The organism is Olleya sp. HaHaR_3_96, assembly GCF_019278545.1.
GTDB lineage: Bacteria > Bacteroidota > Bacteroidia > Flavobacteriales > Flavobacteriaceae > Olleya.
In genome coordinates, this window is the sequence record NZ_CP058987.1 from 3,989,290 (window position 1) to 4,012,786 (window position 23,497).

The window sequence follows — 23,497 nt, forward strand, 5'->3', positions numbered from 1 at the left end:
ATTATTAAAGCTTTTTTAAGTTGTAGTAAACAATAGTGGCGTATATCACTTTACTTTTTGTTTAACACAAGAGTAATTCCCCATTTGCCTTTATGAATATTTTAAACTAACTTCGTTTAGCTTCGAATATAATTCATTACAACGGAATCAAATTCGCTACAGGCTAGCACTAATTAAAAATGACAAAAAAAGAACAAACAGGATCAATAGAAACGATATATCTTGCAGGCGGCTGCCTTTGGGGCGTGCAAGAATTTTTAAAACACATCCCTGGGGTGGTTGATACTCAAGCCGGCAGAGCTAATGGCGTTACACAATCCACTAAAACAACCTATGATGGTTTTGCAGAATGTGTCAAAACAGACTTTGACTCTTCCCTTGTTTCGTTTGAAGAGTTAATACATTACTTGTTAGAAATCATTGACCCTTATAGTATCAACCAACAAGGAAATGATATAGGAGAAAAATATCGCACAGGCATCTACAGCACTGATCAAAATTACCTATTAAAGGCAAAGCAGTGCATTAAAACATTAGAACAAAAGCTAAATGACCAAAATAAAACCACAAAAAAAATAGCTATTGAAGTACTTCCTTTAACAAATTTTATCCCTAGTGACCCAGAACATCAAGATAGACTAACCTTACACCCTAGTGACTACTCTTATTGCCACATTCCTTTAGACTTACTGTATAAGTATAAAACCAATAACTAATATTTAACTAGGTGCCTAGAATGTTGTCAAGACTGTAATTTAAAATAAGAATCACCAATCGTAATCGGCTTATATATTCATAATTAACAAGCACTTAGAACTATTCCTTTACATATTTGTTTCTTTTATTTAGGTATTGGTTAATGGCAAGAGAAGCAAAAATAAGACTACCACCAATTAAAATCTTCTTAATATCTGCCTCTTTATTCCATATAAGAAGGTTGACAATTAATCCTAACGGAATCAACGCATTGTTCATAATTGCTAACGCGCCTGTATTTACCCTAATAACACCTTGGTTCCAAAAAAAATAACCCAAACCTGATGCCACAGCGCCTAAGTATAGTAATACGCTCCATTGTATTGTTGTCGTTGGCATCTTTTCGGTTGAGCCAAAAATAAAAAAAGCAATCAGCGACACTATAAACGCCCCAATAAAAAATAATCCAAAAATAGTATGCTTTGGTGTGTTTTTCAATTCAGGTGTAGATTTTAATACATACTTGTAGGCCACTTGACCAACAGCAAAGCATAAATTAGCACCTTGAGTGATCAAAAAACCTAAAACTACATTTTCACTAATACTTGAATATTGAATATATGCAGCACCTAAAACAGCTATTAAAGCCGTTAGTAAATAGCCTTTATGAAATTGCTTGCTTAAAATATCATTTAACAACGTAATGTAAATGGGTGTAAACACACTAAAAAGTAACACTTCAGGCACAGCCAGATAGTTAAACGACTGAAAATAAAAACAATACATCAAACCTAATTGCACCGCACCAATTGCAGTCAGTTTAAAAATTGTTTCTGCTTTAATTTTCTTAAGTCTTAAAAAAGGTAAAAATAGCAGTGTAGCGATACCTATACGCATCAATACAGAAAACCATGCATCAACAACCCCAGAAAGGTATACACCAATTAAACTAAACGAAAACGCCCAAATAATAGTCACTCCTAATAAATACCTCATAAATACATCCTTAATCAAATAATGAGGGTAAATAGTACACAAACTACTCATCCCTTTAGCTAAAATCTTTAATTCAAAGCGAATATATAAAATAAGCTAAATTAAAGACGGTGAATTTTAACTAATCCTTTGGTTACAGTTATTACAATACTCCAGCTAGGGTCTATACTTGAATGTGACGATGAAACAAAAGAAAGCATTAATTACCTGTTTGACGTTGTCGTTTATTTAAACTAATTTCGTTTAACTTCGATTATGGTTTATTAAAACGGAATCATATTCGCTATACGTTACTAATAATTAAAAAATAAAGCTTAGCAATGACAGATTTTATATTACTACAAAAAAGTATAAAGTACTTATTTATCTGTTTACTTATTAATTCTTGTAAACAAAATTTTGACTTAACAGATGCGCAAATCGACTCTACTAATATCGATGATATTACAAATACAAAAACAGGAAAACCAAATTTTGACTTAGCTGAAGTAAAACTCGACTCCACTAATATCGATGATATTACAAATGAAAAAACAGGAAAACCGAATTTTGACTTAACTGAAGTAAAACTTGGGGAAACTAATATCGATGATATTATAAATGAAAAGACAGAGGATAACAATTTTGTTATAGATGGTAATAAATTCAGAAGCTCAAGTTCTAAAAAAATATTAACTATTAATAATATAGAGCTACAGAATCAAACCAGAGATTCATCTTTTTCAAATTATGTATCATTTGGATATAATAAAAAGAATATTATCACAGATTATACATTAGCATATTATACTCTAAAAGAAGACCCTAAAATTGTTTATAATCAATTAAAAGAAAAAATAGGACCTCCAAGTTTCAAACATTTTAGAAGTGATTATGACAAAGAAAATAAAAATTATGACGCTGTTATATGGGAAGACAAAGAAAACAACAAATTTTATAGGTTGAGATACCATTTGTGGGAAGAGGAGGGCTTAAGAGAATTAAGACTAACTGTATTAATTAATAGTGAATCTGATACGGAAGACCCGACATATTCCGGTCAACCATTTTATTTCTGGAAAGATTACATAAATGAACGTAAAAGATTAGGAAATGAGGATTATACTTATCAAGAATTCATCAAAAAAGGAGGCACATATCGTTTATATTCAGAATAGAATACAGCATAAACTATAGGTAGTAACACCGTATTAAATTAATTACCTACTCTAACCTACTTAAAAAAGTCCTTGCTGACTTTCTATCTGTGATTATTCACTAAATTTAGTGCCTGAAATGTGCAACTAAATCACACATAAACACCTCAAAAATAGTACTAAATAAAAAAGCACAATCCTAAGATTGTGCTTTTTCTATTTTATATAATACCATTTAAAAAGATTACTTTTTAGGAATCTCCTTTAATAGCTCTAATACAAAGTTCCAGTATTTTTGAGCAGACGATATTTATGCGTATTAATCAACTTTATCTTAACCTTTATTTTGGTAAAAAAGAGACTACCCGTTTGATTTTGTCAAAATTTTAAACTAGTTTTAGATATTATCTATATAAATCATATTCGCTTAACACTTTAAACAATGCTAAAAACCTTCATTTGCATATCGATCTTTCTAACTTCTCTTTTGAGTTTTTCTCAAAACATAAAATCTATTATCGAATTCAAAAAGGCAGGAGATAGTTTGACAAAAAACAGACTGACTGAATTTGACAAATCTGGAAATTTAGTTCGTGAAGTGCGTTATGAAAAATACGATTCAAGATCAAAAACGTTGAGAAACAAAATTAGAACTTTAGAATACAAAAACGAACAACGGATTTCTGAATTATTTTGTGAATATTTTGTTGCCAAAGACACTTGCATACTTCGTTCTTTCTCCACATTTGTATTTGACAAAGAAAGCGGAATTGAAAAAGAAATTAAATTTGAGTCTGACTCATTAATCCGGTTTATAAGAGAAATAAAAAGACAAAAGCGAATTAAAAGCTCGAAAACCTACTCTTGGGAATTTATGCCAGTTGAAAAGCCTAATTATGAAAAGGCTATGGTTTTTATTGATACAACTTTTTACGACGAAATGAACCGTAAAATTAAACGTGTAAGCTATAACAACCGTGCAGAAAACCCAGTAATTGAACTTTATGATTATTCAAAAAAATCATACACATATCAAACCAAAGGAACTTCTCGAGATACAATACTGACTTTTGATTATAGTAATTTACAAAAGTTGACGGATAAAAAATCGTTGGACTATATTTCTCAAAATAAAGAACAGTACAAGTACGAAATTGAATATTATTAAAAAAGATTACTTTTTAGGAATCTCCTTTAATAGCTCTAATACAAAGTTCCAGTATTTTTTAGCAGACGATATTTATGCGTATTAATCAACTTTATCTTAACCTTTATTTTGGTACAGCATTAATTGCTAATTTGACTTTGTCTTTTTTTTCAACTAACTTCGTTTAACTTCGAATATAATTTATTGAAACGGAATCAGATTTGCTATACGTCCTACGCAATTGGAGGGAAATTTTGCATTTATACCAATTTTTGGTATATTTGATATAAATAGTATCAAAATGAACAAAAACACCTCAATATCACTCGGGAATTATTTTGACCAATTCGTACAAAGTAGTATTAGTGAAGGAAGATTTAAAAATGTTAGCGAAGTTATTCGTGCAGGATTAAGACTTTTAGAAGAAGAAGAAAATAAAGTTATTGCATTGAAAAAAGCAATTCAAGAAGGAATAGATAGCGGAATAGCACACGATTTTGACCCGAAAAAACATCTTGAATCTCTAAAAGCGAAAAAGCGCTCGAATGGCTGAATATAAACTAACGAACAAAGCTGTTGCGGATTTATCTAAAATTTGGGAATATACATTTGAGGTATGGTCGGAAAAACAAGCAGATAAATATTACGATGGACTAATATCAAATTGTGTAGAAATTGCTGAAAATCCAGATTTAGGAAAGACTTATGAAGGAATTTCAAAGCAACTTTTAGGAATAAAATCAAATCGACATATAATATTCTATAGAACTTTAAACGAAAATTATGTTGAGATTACGAGAATATTACATGAAAGAATGGATTTAAAAAAAAGAATAACTGAATAAAAACTGCGTAGAACATCGCATAAAAATAATGCGTAAATTAGTGCTTAAACAAAGAACAGTGCACTTTTGTTACTTCTGATTTCCCTTCGGAAAATCCTCGCATACAAAACCGCACTATTCATACATAACCGCTAAACGAACATCAATAAATCACATAAAAAAGCACAATCCTAAGATTGTGCTTTTTCTATTTTATATAATACTACTTAAAAAAATTACTTTTTAGAAATCTCTTTTAATATCTCTATTATAAAGTTCCAATATTTTTCAGCAGACGATATTTGTGTGTATTAATCAACTTTATCATAACCTTTATTTTGATACAGTATTAACTGCCAATTTGACTTTGTCCTTTTTTTCAACTAACTTCGTTTAACTTCGAATATAATTCATTGAAACGGAATCATATTCGCTACACGTTGGGCAACATAAGGAACGTAGTAAAAAACAAAAGAATCTGATAGCAATATACTGCTTATTATATAACAACTTATTAGAAAACTAAAATGAGACGAGCAAATTACCTAGGACTTTCTTATCAATTTTGGACTTTAACAAAAGAGTCAATAAATGAAATGAAAAAACAAGGAAACAAAAGTCTCATAATGTCTCCTTATGATCCTGATGAGACAGATGAAGAGTTCCGCAAAAAATATTACCAAAAAACCAAATGGAATGATTTCAATATTGGAGTTCCAGTTTTATTTAATTTTTATCATGGACTTGAACTTTGTATGAAAGGGTTACTACAAGAAATTGAACAGTTTCCTTTAAAAAAGAAAAATCATGGACTAACTTCGTATTACGAATTAATAATAAAAAACAGAACTAAGTTCACTCCCGAGTTAATAAACTCTTTAGACAAAGTGTTAAACTCTGAAAATAGTTTCTCTGATTTTTTTAATAGCAATAATAGTAATGTCGATAATTATTATCAATTATTAAGATATCCTGAAAGCTATAAAGGAGAACATATTTTTCATCATGTAGAGATTAGAGGAAAAGAAAGAATAGGGTTAGATAATTTTGAGTCCATTAAAAACAGCTGTGAAGAGATTGAAAATTATATTATCGAATGGCTAAAACTAACGTAGCCCAACACCGCATAAAGTTAATGTGGGTTTTTATAGTTTACCCAAAGGTTTGTGTTTTTTTATTATGTCACTTCTACTTATTCATCTATTTTTAGGTCGACTAAGTTAAAAACACAAAATAAGTAAAAGCTTAGTGCTCGGTCGAGAATCTTACGATTATCAACTCCCACACTAACCTTATACTAAACGTTAAACAAACATCAATAAATCACATAAAAAAGCACAATTCTAAGATTGTGCTTTTTCTATTTTATATAATACTACTTAAAAAAATTACTTTTTAGGAATCTCTTTTAATATCTCTATTATAAAGTTCCAATATTTTTGAGCAGACGTTATTTGTCTGTGTATTAATCAACTTCATCATAACCTTTATTTTGATACAGCATTAATTGCCAATTTGACTTTCTCATTTTTTTCAACTAACTTCGTTTAACTTCGAATATAATTCATTGAAACGGAGTCATATTCGCTACACGTTGTGCAACATTTCCCAAAAACCGAAAACGAATGAAAAAAACCTTTATCGCCCTTTTAATAATAGTAACTTTTTTTAGTTGCAAAGAAGAAACTAAAGTCGATGCAAATTACGTCATTGCTAAATTTCAAGACAATGCAGACAAAATAAACGTTGTAGAATATCAAATGCATAGAATTGACTCATCTGAAAATGATGACAATCCTTGGTATAATACTGGAACCGCTATTATTGAAAGAGACATAAATGATAAAATATTTGGTATTTCATTTTATGGTAAAAGAGATGATATTGATAAAGAGTATATTTATGATACAGGCAATGGATTTACAATTTCCAAACCTACCAAAAGTTATGAAGTAGAGTCCGAATCTTATGGTTTTCTAGGTAGTCCAGGTGGACAAATGGTTTATAAAAATGTTTTCAAGCTTGATTCAATATACAAAAAAGTATCTGTGTCTGAGACCGATAATTCTTATTTGATATCTTTTGAATTTGAAAATGATACAGTTTATAACGTATCAGACAGAACTAAAGTTTATGAACTTAATAAATCAAACTTTTTCCCGATTGAAATTAAACAATCATCAAAATTTCTTGGAAACAAATCATTTTCAATAGCAAATTTTAGCAATGTTAAAATCAACAAAAATGTTACACATTCTATAAGGGATTTGAAACAAGATTTTCAGAATTACACAATTATACAGCCTGAAAAAAGTAAGCCAAATAAATTACTTGCGAAAAAACTTCCTTTACTTGAACTACCTGATTTATTTGACAAAAATAAAATCGTAAAGGTTAATAACGACAAATTGACTTTGATAGACTTTTGGGAAGTCTGGTGCGGACCTTGTATTGCATCATTTCCTAAAGTGGAAAACTTAAAAAACAAATTCACATCCGAATTAAACGTAATCGGCATAGTTTCGGAAGACCAAGAAAATGCGATCAAGTTGATAAAAAAGAAAGGTACAACGTTTCAAAATTTAGTTGGAAACGACGAATTAAAAAAGACCTTTAGTGTTAACAGTTGGCCAAGGTATTTTTTGGTAGATAAAAACGGAATTGTTCAAAAAGAATATTTTGGATTTTCGGAACAAATAGAAAAGGATATTATAGAATTTAAAACTAAATAAAAAACGTTGCACAACACCTTGTATAATTAATTGCTAGGTCACTGCCGACTTACGAACATTCCTTCGGAATATTCTATCTGTGTTTTATTTGCTAAATTAGTTGCTTAAATCACGCAACTAATCACGTCAAACAAACATCAATAAATCACATAAAAAAGCACAATCCTAAGATTGTGCTTTTTCTATTTTATATAATACTACTTAAAAAGATTATTTTTTAGGAATCTCTTTTAAGATCTCTAATACAAAGTTCCAGTATTTTTGAGCAGACGATATTTGTGCACGCTCATCAGGACTATGTGCGCCTTTTATGTTTGGTCCAAAACTAATCATTTCCATATCTGGATAGTTTTGCCCTAAAATACCACATTCTAAACCAGCGTGACAAGCAGCAATATGTGCTTTTTCGCCATTTAACTTTTGGTATAAATTATCTAACACTTTTAATATAGCGCTATCCATGTTTGGTGTCCATCCTGGATAATCTCCTGACAGCTCAACCTCACAACCTGTAAGCTCAAATGCTGAACGTAACGTGTTTGCTAAGTCCATTTTACTACTTTCTACAGAGCTACGTGTTAAACACCCTATTTTTACGTGACCATCCTTAACAATTACTCGTGCAATATTATTAGATGTTTCTACCAATTCTGGAATATCTGCACTCATACGGAACACACCGTTTAAAGCAGCGTAAATAGCACGTGTTAATCCTTCTTGAACACCAAGATCCATCATTAGTTCTGGAGTTTCTGTTTTAGAGACTTCAATCACTAAATCTGGTTCCATAGTTTTAAGTTCGGTTTTAATGCTATTACCTAACTCCTCCATTTCGCTGATAAAAGCAGCTTCGTGTACAGTGTCTATTGCAACTACTGCTCTACTTTCTCTTGGAATAGCGTTACGTAAACTTCCACCATCAATTTCCGAAATACGTAAACCAAAGTTTTCAAAACCATCAAATAATAAACGGTTCATTATTTTATTAGCATTACCTAAACCTTCATGTATTTGCATACCTGAATGTCCACCTTGTAAGCCTTTTACTTTTACTTCAAATCCTGTTTTAAATTCAGGTGTTTCTTCTTGCTCGTAAGTTCTTGTTGCTGTAACATCAATACCTCCTGCACAACCAACACCAATCTCATCATCCTCTTCTGTATCTAAGTTTAATAAGATTCCGCCAGTTAACAAACCACCTTTTAATCCCATTGCACCTGTCATACCTGTTTCTTCATCAATTGTAAACAAGGCCTCAATTGCTGGATGTGGTATATCTGTACTTTCTAAAAGTGCCATAATGGTCGCCACTCCTAATCCGTTATCTGCACCAAGCGTTGTTCCTTTTGCTTTTACCCAGTCACCTTCCACTACCATTTGGATCCCTTGTGTGTCAAAATCAAAATCGGTATCTGCATTTTTTTGGTGTACCATATCTAAATGCGATTGCATGACAATAGTCACACGATCTTCCATACCTGCAGTTGCTGGTTTTTTGATAATCACATTTCCAACCTCATCTTCTATAACTTCTAAACCTAAATTGGTACCAAAGTCTTTCATGAATTTAATCACGCGCTCCTCCTTTTTTGAAGGTCTTGGTACTGCGTTTAAATCTGCGAATTTATTCCATAATGCTTTTGGCTCTAAAGCTCTAACGTCTTGACTCATTTGTATCGTTTTAATTGAATTACAAAAGTACAAATTGCAGATGCATTTAGACACCTTTTTAAGTTAGAAATAACATTAGGTGTTGCTGTTGATGGTAGATAAAAATATTAATTGAAAAATTATACCAATAAACATAAAATAGTCGAACCTGTTTTGCTTTATGCAGAATTGACTACTTGTCTTCTATACCTAAATGAATAAATAAACGACGTACTTTCATTCTCCAACTTGTTCTTACTCTTACCCAACTTTTACCGCCTTTAACAATTAAAATAGTATCGTTAGAATGCATTGGTTTAATTCTGTTTTGACTTACGTTACCATCAAATTTTAATAATAAACTAGGATTTAGAGTAGGACATTCTTCTTCGTCCAAATCAAAAACATTTTGATGTTCGACTTTATTAAACGTTTGTTTTTTAACTTTTAAAGCTTCAAATAAATCTATAATATTTATTTTTTCAGTAATAAAATCTAAATCGTAAATATCTTTTTTAGCTGCACGACTAGAACCACTTATTAGTTTAAATAGCCCAATATCTTTAGTGGTTACTAACCTTACCTCATCCACAACCTCTATAGCATCCATCATTTTCATATTTTGAATGATTTCTACTTTAATAATTGCACCACATGTTTTAGTTACCCAAAACCTTAGGTATGTGTGCTGATTGCTTTCTTTATCAAAAGGATATTCTAAGCCTGTAATATTCGTTTCACCAAAAAAGCTTTTAACTTCTTCTTCTATAGTTTCAAAATGCTTGACACCTACTATTTCTGGGCAAAATAAATCTATATCTTGAGATTGTCTATGATTAAAACGAAAGGCTAAATTTGTACCACCTGCTAATGCAAATTGAGATAAACTTGGTAGTGCTTGTAATTGTTTTATGGTTTGTAAGAGTACTGGAGTTACTGCACTCATTAACTAGAACTTATAACGTAAAAATGTAGGTTTATTGTAACGTGTTGCTACCATACGACATACATTATTACTAATACGCTCTTTAGTGTTTTTTAAAACTGTATAAATTTCGTTCGTATTATAAGCGCTTTCTATAACTGCAATGTCTTTAGAAAAAGTTTCTTTAGTTGTAGCCATAAGCATTCTAGGAATAATAAGTGCTTTATCTTGTTTAGTAGATAATTGACTTATATCCATATCCCAAAACACATGTTTAGGAGAAATATTAGCTATGTTTACTTTTGTTTTCAAAACTCTTTTTACTTTAGTATATAATACTTAGTAGGTTACAAATGTACAAAATAGTATTTATATAGTACACACTTAAGTATTACTTTGTATGTATTACACAATATTTGTACCATCATCCCTTATTATATTAACTGAATTATGAGTTGTTTATTATTTGATATTGTTTTTTGCTTCTTTAAAATCCTGAACTATATCTTCAAGTATAAATTTATGAGATGCTAGCTTACTACTTATATCACTTAAAGTAGTATTTGTATAATCTCTTATATCATAACCAAAAGCATTTTCTAATTGAGTATCTATTTGGTTAATTCTTTTTGCAATAGCACTTAACTCTGTTTTTATTAATTCTATTTTAGAATCTTCTAAACCTTTATATACTGTATCAATACTAATAAAAGGCATAGAGACATCTTCTGCATTAATTAAGTAATTATTTGTATCTACTTTTTTAAAACCTACATTTAAAGCCACCTTACAAGAACTACTAAAATACACTTCACCTATTTGAGATGCTGTAATAGTAATATATTGTTCTTCTCTTTCTAATACATCAAAAATATAAGGTAGTATGGTGTTTTTTAATGCTATTGAAAGATAACCTTTACCTCTATGCTCTGGAGTTATATACCAATGTAAATCGCGAGACATAACTAAAACAGCACCAACATAATTAGATTTATTTTTAATAAAGAAAAAGCGAAATGGAAGTATGTCTTTTGTCTTTTGAGACTCCCACACTTTAGCAAAATCTACATCTTTACTTATTTGATGTTTAAAAATTGTTTTATGATATGTGTTTGCATTTAACTTATTTATGAAAGATTGTATTTGCTTATTTGTCAATTTATGAATTTTTTATTTCAATTATTTCAATTGGATAATTAAAAGTACTCATTTCTCTTACGCATTGTATTAATGAGAACTTAGCAATATTAGATTCTAATTTATCTAAATTATTTCTTATTACAGGCACTCTTTGCGTATCTGATTTAAAAGCCATTACAAATACTATTTCTTTACCACCAGTTGCGAACTTTTGTAAAAAAGCATCTTTATCTGTTATTTCGTAACCGTTATTGTCAGCTCTACTATTATAACTATCTACCACATCATTAACAAATGAATTATCACCAGAATTTCGAGAAATCATAAACCTATTAGCAGATATTACTACTTGGTTACTTAAATCTCTGATTTTAGCATCAAAACCTGTTTTAATATGAATAAAATATATGGTATCATCATTCTCAAACATTATATCGCACAATTCTATATTTTGACCCAGTGCTTTGTCGAAAACCAAATATCCATTTTCATCTCTGTATTTTGAGTTATATGAATCTTCAGAACCACCTATCCAAGGATAAAATAGAATATCAAGTTTAGAATGATGTCTATTAATCATTTGACTGCATAAACGATTCATAGAATCCCTAAAGTCATCTTTTACTGAATACCATTTAGAATCTATATGAAAGATAGGTCTGTTTTCATATTGTAGTTCACACGTAACATAGTGCCAAAAGTTTGCCCATACATAACGCTTTTTACTATTCCCTTTAAAACCATCAACCCGTAATCTCCACATAATTTTATTAAAATCTTGTTGTGTGGCGTTTAAGTCTAGTTGATTAAATACAAATTCTAAACCTGCTTTATATATTTTATTACGATCATTTACAATAGTAAAATCTTTGCGTTGACCTTTCTTTTTTATTTCAAATCTATCACATTCATAAAATTGCTTTAGCTTAGAAGGATGTACAAAATCTATATCAGACTTTCGAGGACTAGTACCTCTTGCAACTGAGAACCTATTAAGCATATCCTCTCTAAGTTCTATCATCAATATTTTCACAAACTCATCATCTGTAAGACCTCGTTCTTTTATTTCTTCAAACGATGTTAATGCTCTCCTTTTTTGTGTTGTCATTATTTCATTAATCCTCAGAAATAATTGATGTAACTCTTTAAATGATATGCTGTGTTTTATATGGAAGTAAGATGTTATTTCTAACTGAACATTTTTATTTCCAAAATCTATAAAATCAAAGTAAGTATCTTTTATTTCATCATTTAAAATAAGATTAATACTAGAGGGTATATTAACAAAGTTTAATACATCACTAAGCCTTTGGCCTTCTTTAAATATTCTATTACTTTGTGTTAAAGTACCTGAAATCCCCCTTGTAGTTAGTGATATAATTTCTTCATCAAGTGTAGTTAGATATTCATAAAATTCTAAACCGAAACGATAATTTTGGAATGATTTAATTACCATAGTACCACCTCCACCAATAACTGCAAATATTTTATCTTCTACACAAGCAAACAACACAAAGGATAATCGAACTACTGTAAAATCAAGACCTTCTAATAAAGAAGGAGGTAAGAAGTTATCCCAATGTGCTTTTTTTTCTTTTTCATTATAGACGTATGTATAATAGTGAACACCATCTATAACATTAGGCACTAATTCATCATTAACAACTTCTGTTTCTTCTATCCTTGTTTTATGATGCTTAACTAATGTATTTACTATTTGATGTTTTGTTTTACCTATTAAATCCCTATGTGTAGTATCAATTTGGAAAATCTTTATTTCGTATTGTCCATTTGCTCTAAGTCTAATGTCTTCCATATTTTTTACCCTTAATTATTCTCTACAATTGCTATCTCATCCTCCGTCAAACCATTCAATTCATATACCATAAAATCATGTTGTTCATATAAACAATAAATGTATTAATATAAATTGATTTCACTTTACGGTTTCCCTCAATAATAACTGATTTTCAGTTTTTTAAAACATTTCTTATTCCCTTATAAACAAAAAACAACCTCAGTCCATACTCCTGATGGTAGAGGCATCCTTTTTTGCAAAAAAAGATATAACGGACAGCAGGTAGAAACCTTTTAAATAAACCTAAGTGATTGGTCCTAATTTTTAATTATTTTTGAATCATGCTAAAAAATAAAAAACTGTGGATTGCCCTACTGATTATACCAATGTATATATTGGTTAAAGTTTCGGCTAAATTCCCAGACACTGTGGAGGTTGTGTATAGTAATGGTTTGTATCCTGTTATTTCTAAATTATTTAGATATACTTTGGGTTGGTTGCCTTTTAGTTTTGGCGATTTATTATATGCTTTTGGGATCATTTTTATCATTCGCTGGTTAATTTTAAACGTAAAACGCATCTGGAAAGATACAATAGGCTGGCTGATTGATGTGTTTGCTACTGCGAGTGTTATTTTTATGGCGTTTCATTTATTTTGGGGTTTTAATTATTACCGAAATCCTTTGCATAAAAATTTAAATTTAGAGGACGATTACACCACTGAGCAATTAGTTACAGTGACTAAAAGCTTGATTAAAAAATCGAATACCATACAACTAGAAATTACTAAAAATGATAGTTTAAAGGTCGAATTACCGTTTACTAAATCCGAAATCCTAGCTTTAACGCCTAAAAGTTATGAGGCTTTAAAAACTGATTTTCCGCATTTGGAATACCACCCTAAAAGTTTAAAAAAATCGTTATTTAGTGTCCCATTAACGTACATGGGTTTTAGCGGTTATCTTAATCCATTAACTAGCGAAGCACAGGTGGATTATATGATTCCGGTGTATAAATTTCCGACCACTGCTGCGCATGAAGTGGCACACCAATTGGGTTACGCTAAAGAAAACGAGGCTAATTTTATTGGCTTTTTAGCAACCATTAGCAATACTAATATCTACTTTAAATATTCTGGTTACACCTTTGGTTTAAGGCATTGTCTAGGCGAAGTTTTTAGGCGTGACCCTGATCTCTACTACCAATTATTACCAACTATTAACAAAGGGATTTTAAAAAATTATCAAGAGGTCAGAGATTTTTGGAATGACTACCAAAACCCGTTAGAGCCTATTTTTAGATCCACATACACAACGTATCTAAAAGCTAACAACCAAGCTAAGGGTATGGATAGCTACAGTTACGTGGTGGCTTTATTGGTTAATTATTTGGAAAATAAAACCTTATAAAAACGTTAAAACTTATTTGAGGTTTGTTTGGCATATTGGCTTATGCTTATATTTAGTTTTTAAACAACCTTAAACTATCAACCAATGATTAAAAAATGGGCAGCATTAAGCCTGCTGTTGTGCGGTTATTTTTCTTTTGCACAAGAGTACGTTCCAAAAAACGATGGCGTAAAAACCAACACGTCTAATTACACAGCTTTAACAAACGCTAAAATTTATGTCACTCCTAATCAAATTATTGAAAAAGGAACCTTGCTTATTAAGGATGGTAAAGTAGTCTCTTCTGGAGCGTCTGTTACTATCCCGAAAAACGCTGTTGTTATTGATGTGACTGGTAAATCTATTTACCCTTCTTTTATTGATATTTATTCAGATTTTGGTATTAAAAAACCGAGTAGCGCATCTGGTAATAGAAGAAACCCACAATATGATGCTAGTCGCGAAGGTTTTTACTGGAATGACCATATTAGACCTGACCAAAATGCAATAGACTTATTTGAGTTTGATAGTAAGAAAGCTCAAGAATTACGTAAAGCTGGTTTTGGTGTTGTAAACTCGCATATTGATGATGGTATTATCCAAGGGACTGGTGTTTTAGTAACATTAGCAGCTTCTGGTAGTGATGCTACTAGATTATTGGACGACAGGGTTGGTCAGTATTCTGGAACGTCTAAAAGTAAAACCTCTAGACAGGCTTATCCAACATCTTTAATGGGGACTATGGCTTTATTGCGCCAAGTAAACCATGATGCAGATTGGTATGCTAAAGGTAATATTAAAGAAAAAGACCGCGCTTTAGAAGCCTATATAGCTAACAAAAATCTGGTTCAGTTTTTTGATGCTGGCAAAAAGATAAACGCGTTACGTTTTGACAAATTAGGAGATCAATTTGGTATCCAATATGTATTTGTTGGTGGTGGTGATGAGTATGAGTTGATCAGCGATATTAAAAATACCAACGCCAAATTTATCTTACCATTAGACTTTCCGGATGCGTATGATATGGAAGACCCGCTTTTAGCACAGTCTGTTAGTCTTGAAGATTTAAAAGCTTGGAACCAAAGTCCTGCTAATCCTAAAATTTTAGCCGAAAACAATATTCAGTTTGCGTTAACGACTCACAAATTAAAAGATGCTAAAGCGTTAATGCCGAATCTTTTAAAAGCTATCGCATATGGTTTAGATAAAACTAAAGCTTTAGAAGCATTAACGACTATTCCTGCCGGAATTATTGGAAAATCATCAGAACTTGGTCATCTTAAATCTGGTGCTTATGCTAACTTTTTAATTACTTCTGGAGATGTTTTTGATAAAGAAACAACCATTTACGAAAACTGGGTGACTGGTATCAAAGACGAATTAACAGCAATGAATAACCAAGATTTACGTGGTAACTATACTTTTAATTTTGACAATACGGCGTATGAGTTAGAAATTTCTGGTGAGATTGAAAAACTAAAATCTAAGGTTAAAACAAGTACTAAAGAATATGGTTCTAAAATAAGCTTTAGTGATAATTGGATGCAATTAACGTTTGCTGCTGCAGATAGTACTAAAAAGGACTTTATAAGAGTAGTCACTAACGTTACCAACCCAAAAACATTAAGCGGTAAATTGTTCTATCCTAATGGTAACGAAGGAACATTTTTTGCAACTAAACAGGCAAAAGACGCTAAAAAGGAAGACAAAAAAGACAACCAGGACAAAGACGATAAAACACCAACTATATATCCTGTAACATATCCAAATATGGCGTATGGTATGGAAAGCCTACCACAGCAAGAAACGTTATTGTTTAAAAACGTAACGGTTTGGACTAACGAGAAAGATGGTATTATTAAAAATACAGACGTTTTAATTAAAAACGGAAAGATTGCAAAAATCGGAATCAATTTAAGTGCTGGTAATGCAACTGTTATTGATGGAACAAACAAACATTTAACGTCAGGAATTATTGACGAGCACTCGCACATTGCAACAGAAAGTGTTAACGAAGCAGGACACAACAGTACTGCCGAAGTAACTATTGAAGATGTTTTAGATGCAGAAGATGTAGACATTTACCGTAATCTTGCTGGTGGTGTTACTAGTATCCAAATATTACATGGATCTGCTAATCCAATTGGAGGACGATCGGCTATTATTAAATTAAAATGGGGCGAAAAAGCCGATAATCTAGTGTACCAAAACAGTCCTAAATTCATCAAATTTGCTTTAGGAGAAAATGTAAAACAAGCCAATTGGGGAGACAATGCTAAAACACGTTTTCCGCAAACCAGAATGGGTGTTGAGCAAGTGTTTACAGATTACTTCCAACGTGCCCAAGAGTATGATGCTTTAAAGAAAAGTGGAAAACCTTACCGTAAAGATTTAGAGTTAGAAACTATTGCCGAAATTTTAAATAAAGAACGTTTTGTCTCTTGTCACTCTTACGTGCAAAGTGAGATTAATATGCTAATGAAGGTTGCAGAAAAATTTAATTTTAGAATCAACACATTCACACACATTTTAGAAGGTTATAAATTAGCTGACAAAATGGTAGAACACGGTGTTGGAGGCTCTACATTCTCTGACTGGTGGGCTTATAAGTACGAGGTTAACGATGCCATCCCTTTTAACGCACCAATCATGCACAATGCTGGTGTTTTAGTGGCTATTAATAGTGATGATGCAGAGATGTCTAGACGTTTAAATCAAGAAGCTGCTAAATCTGTAAAATATGGAGATATTAGTGAAGAGGATGCTTGGAAATTTGTAACCTTAAATCCTGCTAAATTATTACATATCGATGATCGCGTGGGTAGTATTAAAGTTGGTAAAGATGCAGATGTTGTGTTATGGAGTGATAATCCATTATCTATTTACGCTAAAGCTGAAAAAACGATCATAGAAGGAAAAGTTTATTTTGACTTAGAGCGTGATGCTAAACTAAGAGAGACTATTAAAAAGGAAAAAAACGAATTAACCATGCTAATGCTACAGGCTAAAAACAAAGGGTTAAAAACAAAACCTATTGAGAAAAAAGAAAAAGAGCTATTGCATTGTGATTCTATTGACCACCAACAGTAGTCAATACCTAAAGTAAAACGTAAAATATACACTCATAAATGTTTCGCTTAAGCGGAAATAAAACGATAATAAATCATGAGAACACTCAAAATATTAATCCTGACATTATGTGTTTCGGCAATTAGTTTTGCACAACAAACGCCTGGAGATAAACAAGCCCAAGCCATTACTATTGAAGGTGCCACTGCACATTTAGGAAATGGTGATGTTATTGAAAACGCTTTAATAATGTTTGAAAATGGTAAACTAACCTTTGTTGGTAGTGCTAACACAAAAATTGCAAGACAAGGAACTGTTATTGATGCCAAAGGTAAACACGTGTATCCTGGCTTTATTGCACCAAATGCGACTTTAGGTTTAGTTGAAGTTGATGCTGTACGTGCTAGTGATGACGAAGACGAAGTTGGCGCTATGAATCCGCACATCCGTAGTCTTATTGCTTATAATACAGAATCTAAAGTAGTAGAATCTATGAGACCTAATGGTGTTTTAATGGCGCAAATCACACCTCGTGGTGGACGTATTTCTGGTACATCAAGTGTTGTACAATTAGATGCTTGGAACTGGGAAGATGCAGCGATTAAGGCTGATGATGCGATTCACTTAAACTGGCCAAGCAACTACTCTAGAGGACGTTGGTGGTTAGGAGAACCAAATGTTTTAAAAGAAAACAAAAACTACGCTAAAGAGATTGAAGAACTATCTAGTTACTTTGCACAAAGCAAAGCCTATAACGCTAATAAAACAACACCAAAAGACTTACCTTTTGAAGCGCTAAACGGTTTAATGGATGGTAGTAAAAGACTTTTTGTACATGTAGATTATGAAAAAGGAATTACAGATGCAATCAATTTTGCTAAAGCAGAAAACATAAAACACCTTGTTATTGTTGGTGGTTATGAAGCTAATAATGTTGCCGACCTATTAAAGCAAAACAACGTCCCTGTATTATTGCAACGTACACATTCTAGACCAAAAGGAGATGATCATGATTATGACTTGCCATACAAATTAGCAACGCAATTAGTAAATTCAGATATTTTAGTTGGTTTGGAAAATGCTGGAGACATGGAACGTATGAACACTAGAAACTTACCATTTTTAGCTGGGACAACCGTAGCACATGGATTAACAAAAGCACAAGCACTAAGCTTAATAACATTAAACACTGCTAAAATATTGGGTGTAGATGACATCGTAGGCTCTTTAGAAGTTGGTAAAGACGCTACCCTTTTTATTAGCCAAGGCGATGCTTTAGACATGAGAACAAACAAATTGGACCAAGCTTTTATCCAAGGTCGTACTATTAGTTTAGAAACGCACCAAACAGAATTATACAAGCGTTATTCTGAGAAGTATAAGAACAAATAAATTTAAAAACTATTAAGACACTTCGACTGCGCTAAGTGTGACAGCAATACTACTAATTATCATTTTAGTACCAATGTCAGGCTGAGCGCAGTCGAAGACCTTGTAAAACAAAAAAAACTTAATACTATATAAGCACTTCGACTGCGCTCAGTGTGACAGCAAGACTACTAATTATCATTTTAGCACCAATGTCAGGCTGAGCGCAGTCGAAGACCTTGTAAACATAAAACTTAATACTATATAAGCACTTCGACTGCGCTCAGTGTGACAGCAATAGTACTAATCATCATTTTAATACCAATGTCAGGCTGAGCACAGTCGAAGACCTTGTAAACATAAAACTTAATACTATATAAGCACTTCGGCTCCGCTCAGTGTGACAACAATACTACTAATTATCATACTATCACTAATGTCAGGCTGAGCGCAGTCGAAGACCTTGTAAACATAAAACATTAACGTAATTCAACACTAAATGAGCACTTCGACTCCGCTCAGTGTGACAATTAAATCAACAAAATAACCTTAAACAAAGAAAGCGACCCGATGGGTCGCTTTCTTATTAAATTTATAACTAATAATTACTCCACTACAGTTGCAGCTTCTGGCTTTGCAAATGTATTAGCACCTAATGCTTGCTTAGACAAAGTAACATCAGTAAACTGTAAATCGTTACGTTTTTTAACTGGTAAATTATCTTCAACAATATACCATGTTAAAGTCTCAGGTAATACAATACCTTCAACTGTATGCCAATTACTATATTTAATAAACGACCATTTTTCGCTTTTAGCTTTACTATTAAAAGTAACAGTATATGCTAACCATTCCATTTTAAATGTTGTTGGGTTATAATACAACACATACTCATCATCAGATGACTCTCCTACACCATTATCATAACTAATTTTAATTCCAGGATAATCAACACCTTCAAAACTTAAAGGTTTTGCAACTTCATAATTAATTCCGCTATCAGCCAATACAAATGGCATTGTATGAAAATAGAACATTAAATTATAGTAAAACTTTGGGTTACCTTTATAAACCTCATCACTTTTATTATCTAACCAAACGGTCTTACCATCATATCCTAAAACGTGATCTGGCATTGTAATTAAAGACTGTCTAGATTTTAAATTTACAGCAGTTACCTCTTTACCGTTTGGCTTATTCATTGTAAATGAAACAGATTGCATCTGGTTCCAATTATCAATACCTCCATGTGCTTCAAATACTTTTGAAATATTTTCAGGATAATTTGACTTAGCAACTACAGGCGTTGCTTTAGGTAGCTCTGAAGCTTTTTCTGTCATTGTTTTAGTTTCATTTTTACATGAAATAAAAAGTAAACCAATACATAAAGTGTAAAATAAGTGTTTCATTTAAAATTGTTTTTTTTTAGAATTCTAACTTATGTCGAAAGTAATTAGCTTTACTTACAAAAAAAGCTCCAGTAATTAACTGAAGCTTTTGATATATTATAAGAGTGTATAATCTACTCTACAAATGTTGCTTTTTCTGGCTTAACAAATTGTGCAGCCTCAGGTGCCGTTTTTGTGATTTTTACATCTGTAAACGTATTTGGCGCTTTAGGTGTTGTTGGTTTATCATCTTTAAATCCATAACCTGTAATGGTTTTAGGTAAGATCAATCCATTAACCTCTTGCCAATCACTGTAACGTCTAAAATGTAATTCTTTAGTATCAATTCCTGGTACAAAATTTACTGTATACCCTAACCATTCCATTTTAAAAGTTTCAGGGTTATAATATAAAATATAAATATCTTCAGGTGTTGCTCCTACTCCATTATCATAAGATATTTTAATTCCTGGGTAAGTGCCCCCTTCAAAAGTAAGCGACTCTGCATCAGAGAATTTAATTCCGTCGTCAGACAAAATAAAAGGCATAGTATAAAAGTAGAACATTAAGTTATATCCAAATTTAGGATCATAACCTTTAAACTCTTTCCCTGTTTTATTTAAAAACCAAGGTTTCTGTCCATCAAATCCGATTGCATAATTTTCAGATTTAAGCAATGCTTTTCTGTTATTTAAATCTGTAATTGTAACTTCTTTTCCATCAGGCTTATCTTGAGTAAACTCTAAAGACTTCATAGATTTCCAAAGGGCTACACCTCCATGTGCATCAAATACTTTAGTTAATTTTTCTGGGTACATTTTTGTTTTTACCGCTACCATCTTTTTAGTAGTATCGGCTTCAACTTTAGCTTCAGTTTTAACTTCTGGTTTTGTTTCAGTCTTACAAGAAAACAAAATTAAGGCTAGGGATAATGTGTAAAATAAATGCTTCATTTTAAAAATTTGGTTTTTAGTATTCTATACTAAGTCGAAAGTAATTATAATTACTTACACAAAAAAGTTACGAAACTTATATTAAAAAATAGCCACCCATTTTTATAGTATTAATTATTTTTTAGCATTTAAATTATTGAATTTTCATCTTTTAAACCCAATCTTTTAAAGGACAAACTCCTATAACTATGTATACTGCGAGATTTACCTTAAATTTGCAATCTTCATTACAAGATATAAATGGCAAATAAACAGATTAGCAGTACTCAAAATCAATTAATTAAACATATCGTTTTATTAAAAGAGAAATCGCGTGAACGAAAAAAAACAGGAACTTTTATTATTGAAGGCGAACGCGAAATACAATTAGCTCTAACTGGTCAGTACATTATTGAAACCATTTTTTATTTCCCTGACATTTATGATGTTAGCAAGTTAAATACGTTCCCAGAAGCAATAGACTGTATTGAAGTTTCAAAAGAGGTGTATCAGAAAATTGCTTATCGCGCCACTACTGAAGGGATTATAGCTATTGTTAAAAGCAAACCACACCATTTAGAAAACATTAGTTTCACCAATAAAAAACCGCTAATATTAATTGCAGAAGCACCAGAAAAGCCAGGAAACATCGGTGCTATTTTGCGTACTGCTGATGCTGCCAATGTAGATGTCGTAATTATTGCCAATCCTAAAACAGATCTATATAATCCTAACATTGTACGTTCTAGTGTTGGCTGTGTATTTACTAATCAAATTGCAACAGGGACGACAGATGCTATTATTACTTTTTTAAATAAAAACAACGTTGCTATTTACAGCGCTATTTTACAAGATGCTGTCGATTACCATAAACAAGATTACACACAAGCTTCTGCTATTGTTGTTGGCACAGAAGCTGACGGACTAAGCACTGCTTGGCGAGAAGCCTCTAAACAGAATATAAAAATACCCATGCAAGGCGCTATAGATTCTATGAATGTCTCTGTTGCTGCTGGGATTTTAATTTTTGAAGCTAAACGTCAACGTGATTTTAAATAAAACCTATGACTGCTAATACTCTTTTTTACATCATTATAGCCATTATAATTATCAGTTTTATAATGGATACTATTTTAGATGCGCTTAATGCAAAACATTATAATGATCAATTACCATCAGATTTACAAGATGTATATGATGACAAAGAATACAGTAAATCGCAACGTTATAAAGCTAAAAACTATAAATTTGGGCTATTAACTTCCAGTTTTTCTTTAGTATTAACTTTAGCTTTTTTCTTTTTAGATGGTTTTGCATATATCGATCAAATCGCGAGACAGTTAACAGATAATTATATTGTGGTCACGCTAATTTTCTTTGGTATAATAATGTTAGGCAGTGATATTTTAACCACGCCATTTTCATATTATAAAACCTTTGTTATCGAGGAACAATTTGGCTTTAATAAAACATCTAAACAAACCTTTATTTTAGATAAGATAAAAGGTTGGTTTATGACCATTATTGTCGGAGGCGCCATTCTTGCGGCATTAACTTGGTTTTATCAAACTACAGGATCACAATTCTGGTTATATGCTTGGTTATTAGTGACGTTATTTACAGTAATTGCAAACTTATTTTATTCTAGAATCATTGTCCCTATTTTTAACAAACAAAGTCCATTAGAAGACGGCACTTTACGCATCGCTATCTCTGAATATGCTAAAACTGTAGGTTTCAATTTAGAGAAAATTTTTGTTATTGATGGCTCTAAACGAAGCACAAAAGCTAATGCTTATTTTTCTGGCTTTGGGAGCGAAAAACGGGTCACACTTTACGACACCTTAATAAAAGACTTAGATGAAGACGAAATTGTTGCCGTATTAGCGCACGAGGTTGGTCATTACAAAAAGAAGCATATTGTTTTTAATTTAATAACATCTATTTTACTAACAGGGTTAACCTTATTTATTCTATCATTATTAATAGGAAATCCTTTATTAAGTGATGCATTGGGTGTGTCAACGCCCAGTTTTCATATTGGATTAATTGCTTTCGGAATTTTATATTCGCCTTTATCAGAAGTAACAGGTCTATTAATGCATTGGTTTTCGCGTAAATTTGAATACCAGGCAGATGATTATGCAAAAAAAACATATAAAGCAGAACCTTTGATTACATCGCTTAAAAAATTATCTAAAAATAGTTTAAGCAATTTAACACCGCATCCCGCTTATGTATTTATGCATTATTCACATCCTACTTTATTAGAACGTATTAAAAACCTGAAAGCATAAATCTGTTTGAG

General features: G+C 31.6%; 20 protein-coding genes. 12 read left to right on the forward strand and 8 right to left on the reverse strand.

Going from position 1 to position 23,497, the window contains the following annotated elements; all coding sequences use genetic code 11:
* Window positions 1-179: 179 nt before the first annotated feature.
* Window positions 180-716, forward strand: a complete 537-nt coding sequence (locus H0I26_RS17635; protein ID WP_218700212.1) for a peptide-methionine (S)-S-oxide reductase — start codon at window positions 180-182, stop codon at window positions 714-716.
* A gap of 100 nt (window positions 717-816) precedes the next feature.
* Here H0I26_RS17635 and H0I26_RS17640 read toward each other — a convergent pair whose 3' ends face one another.
* Window positions 817-1,692 (reverse strand): EamA family transporter, encoded by an 876-nt coding sequence (locus H0I26_RS17640; RefSeq protein WP_218700213.1) that lies wholly within the window; start codon window positions 1,690-1,692, stop codon window positions 817-819.
* A 320-nt stretch (window positions 1,693-2,012) separates the two neighbouring features.
* Here H0I26_RS17640 and H0I26_RS17645 point away from each other — a divergent pair, with 320 nt between their 5' ends.
* The 6 genes from H0I26_RS17645 (at window position 2,013) to H0I26_RS17670 (ending at window position 7,531) form a co-directional block, all read left to right on the forward strand.
* Window positions 2,013-2,849 (forward strand): hypothetical protein, encoded by an 837-nt coding sequence (locus H0I26_RS17645; protein ID WP_218700214.1) that lies wholly within the window; start codon window positions 2,013-2,015, stop codon window positions 2,847-2,849.
* A 466-nt stretch (window positions 2,850-3,315) separates the two neighbouring features.
* Window positions 3,316-3,996, forward strand: a complete 681-nt coding sequence (locus tag H0I26_RS17650; RefSeq protein ID WP_218700215.1) for a hypothetical protein — start codon at window positions 3,316-3,318, stop codon at window positions 3,994-3,996.
* A 280-nt stretch (window positions 3,997-4,276) separates the two neighbouring features.
* Window positions 4,277-4,528: a type II toxin-antitoxin system ParD family antitoxin gene (locus H0I26_RS17655; protein ID WP_218700216.1), complete on the forward strand. Its 252-nt coding sequence runs from the start codon at window positions 4,277-4,279 to the stop codon at window positions 4,526-4,528.
* Complete coding sequence (locus H0I26_RS17660; protein ID WP_218700217.1) at window positions 4,521-4,820, forward strand: type II toxin-antitoxin system RelE/ParE family toxin; 300 nt, start codon at window positions 4,521-4,523, stop codon at window positions 4,818-4,820. Before H0I26_RS17655 ends, H0I26_RS17660 begins: the two co-directional genes overlap by 8 nt.
* 506 nt (window positions 4,821-5,326) lie before the next feature.
* The gene (locus H0I26_RS17665) at window positions 5,327-5,914 is read left to right on the forward strand and encodes a hypothetical protein (RefSeq protein ID WP_218700218.1); all 588 of its coding nucleotides are present in this window, start codon (window positions 5,327-5,329) and stop codon (window positions 5,912-5,914) included.
* Between the two features lie 510 nt (window positions 5,915-6,424).
* The gene (locus H0I26_RS17670; protein WP_218700219.1) at window positions 6,425-7,531 is read left to right on the forward strand and encodes a TlpA family protein disulfide reductase; all 1,107 of its coding nucleotides are present in this window, start codon (window positions 6,425-6,427) and stop codon (window positions 7,529-7,531) included.
* A gap of 210 nt (window positions 7,532-7,741) precedes the next feature.
* Here the strand turns inward: H0I26_RS17670 and H0I26_RS17675 are convergent, their stop codons facing one another.
* The 5 genes from H0I26_RS17675 to H0I26_RS17695 all read right to left on the reverse strand — a co-directional run bounded on the left by H0I26_RS17675 (window position 7,742) and on the right by H0I26_RS17695 (window position 13,062).
* Complete coding sequence (locus tag H0I26_RS17675) at window positions 7,742-9,202, reverse strand: aminoacyl-histidine dipeptidase (protein WP_101019950.1); 1,461 nt, start codon at window positions 9,200-9,202, stop codon at window positions 7,742-7,744.
* Window positions 9,203-9,374: 172 nt separating this feature from the next.
* Window positions 9,375-10,127, reverse strand: coding sequence for a nucleotidyl transferase AbiEii/AbiGii toxin family protein (locus H0I26_RS17680; RefSeq protein WP_218700220.1), 753 nt, complete (start codon window positions 10,125-10,127; stop codon window positions 9,375-9,377).
* 3 nt (window positions 10,128-10,130) lie between these two features.
* Window positions 10,131-10,418, reverse strand: a complete 288-nt coding sequence (locus tag H0I26_RS17685) for a DUF6922 domain-containing protein (RefSeq protein WP_218700221.1) — start codon at window positions 10,416-10,418, stop codon at window positions 10,131-10,133.
* Between the two features lie 150 nt (window positions 10,419-10,568).
* On the reverse strand, window positions 10,569-11,264 hold the full coding sequence (locus H0I26_RS17690) for a GNAT family N-acetyltransferase (protein ID WP_218700222.1): 696 nt from the start codon (window positions 11,262-11,264) through the stop codon (window positions 10,569-10,571).
* A 1-nt stretch (window position 11,265) separates the two neighbouring features.
* Window positions 11,266-13,062 carry a DUF6119 family protein gene (locus H0I26_RS17695; RefSeq protein ID WP_218700223.1) on the reverse strand — a complete coding sequence of 599 codons (1,797 nt, stop codon included), beginning with the start codon at window positions 13,060-13,062 and terminating at the stop codon, window positions 11,266-11,268.
* A 323-nt stretch (window positions 13,063-13,385) separates the two neighbouring features.
* Between H0I26_RS17695 and H0I26_RS17700 the strand changes: the two genes are divergently transcribed.
* From H0I26_RS17700 to H0I26_RS17710, 3 genes are all read left to right on the forward strand, one after another.
* Window positions 13,386-14,453, forward strand: coding sequence for a DUF3810 domain-containing protein (locus H0I26_RS17700; protein ID WP_218700224.1), 1,068 nt, complete (start codon window positions 13,386-13,388; stop codon window positions 14,451-14,453).
* A gap of 84 nt (window positions 14,454-14,537) precedes the next feature.
* Window positions 14,538-17,522: an amidohydrolase family protein gene (locus H0I26_RS17705; protein WP_218700225.1), complete on the forward strand. Its 2,985-nt coding sequence runs from the start codon at window positions 14,538-14,540 to the stop codon at window positions 17,520-17,522.
* Between the two features lie 75 nt (window positions 17,523-17,597).
* Entirely contained in the window at window positions 17,598-18,893 is a 1,296-nt protein-coding gene (locus tag H0I26_RS17710) for an amidohydrolase family protein (RefSeq protein ID WP_218700226.1), read from the forward strand.
* A 581-nt stretch (window positions 18,894-19,474) separates the two neighbouring features.
* On the opposite strand, the gene H0I26_RS17715 is transcribed toward H0I26_RS17710, so the two are convergent.
* Both H0I26_RS17715 and H0I26_RS17720 read right to left on the reverse strand, forming a co-directional pair.
* Entirely contained in the window at window positions 19,475-20,278 is an 804-nt protein-coding gene (locus H0I26_RS17715) for a DUF6503 family protein (RefSeq protein WP_218700227.1), read from the reverse strand.
* Window positions 20,279-20,391: 113 nt separating this feature from the next.
* A complete protein-coding gene (locus H0I26_RS17720) occupies window positions 20,392-21,210 on the reverse strand; it encodes a DUF6503 family protein (RefSeq protein WP_218700228.1) in 819 nt (272 codons plus the stop codon).
* Window positions 21,211-21,450: 240 nt separating this feature from the next.
* Here H0I26_RS17720 and H0I26_RS17725 point away from each other — a divergent pair, with 240 nt between their 5' ends.
* Both H0I26_RS17725 and H0I26_RS17730 read left to right on the forward strand, forming a co-directional pair.
* Complete coding sequence (locus H0I26_RS17725) at window positions 21,451-22,248, forward strand: TrmH family RNA methyltransferase (protein ID WP_218700229.1); 798 nt, start codon at window positions 21,451-21,453, stop codon at window positions 22,246-22,248.
* A gap of 5 nt (window positions 22,249-22,253) precedes the next feature.
* The gene (locus tag H0I26_RS17730; RefSeq protein WP_218700230.1) at window positions 22,254-23,486 is read left to right on the forward strand and encodes a M48 family metallopeptidase; all 1,233 of its coding nucleotides are present in this window, start codon (window positions 22,254-22,256) and stop codon (window positions 23,484-23,486) included.
* The last annotated feature ends 11 nt before the right edge of the window (window positions 23,487-23,497 follow it).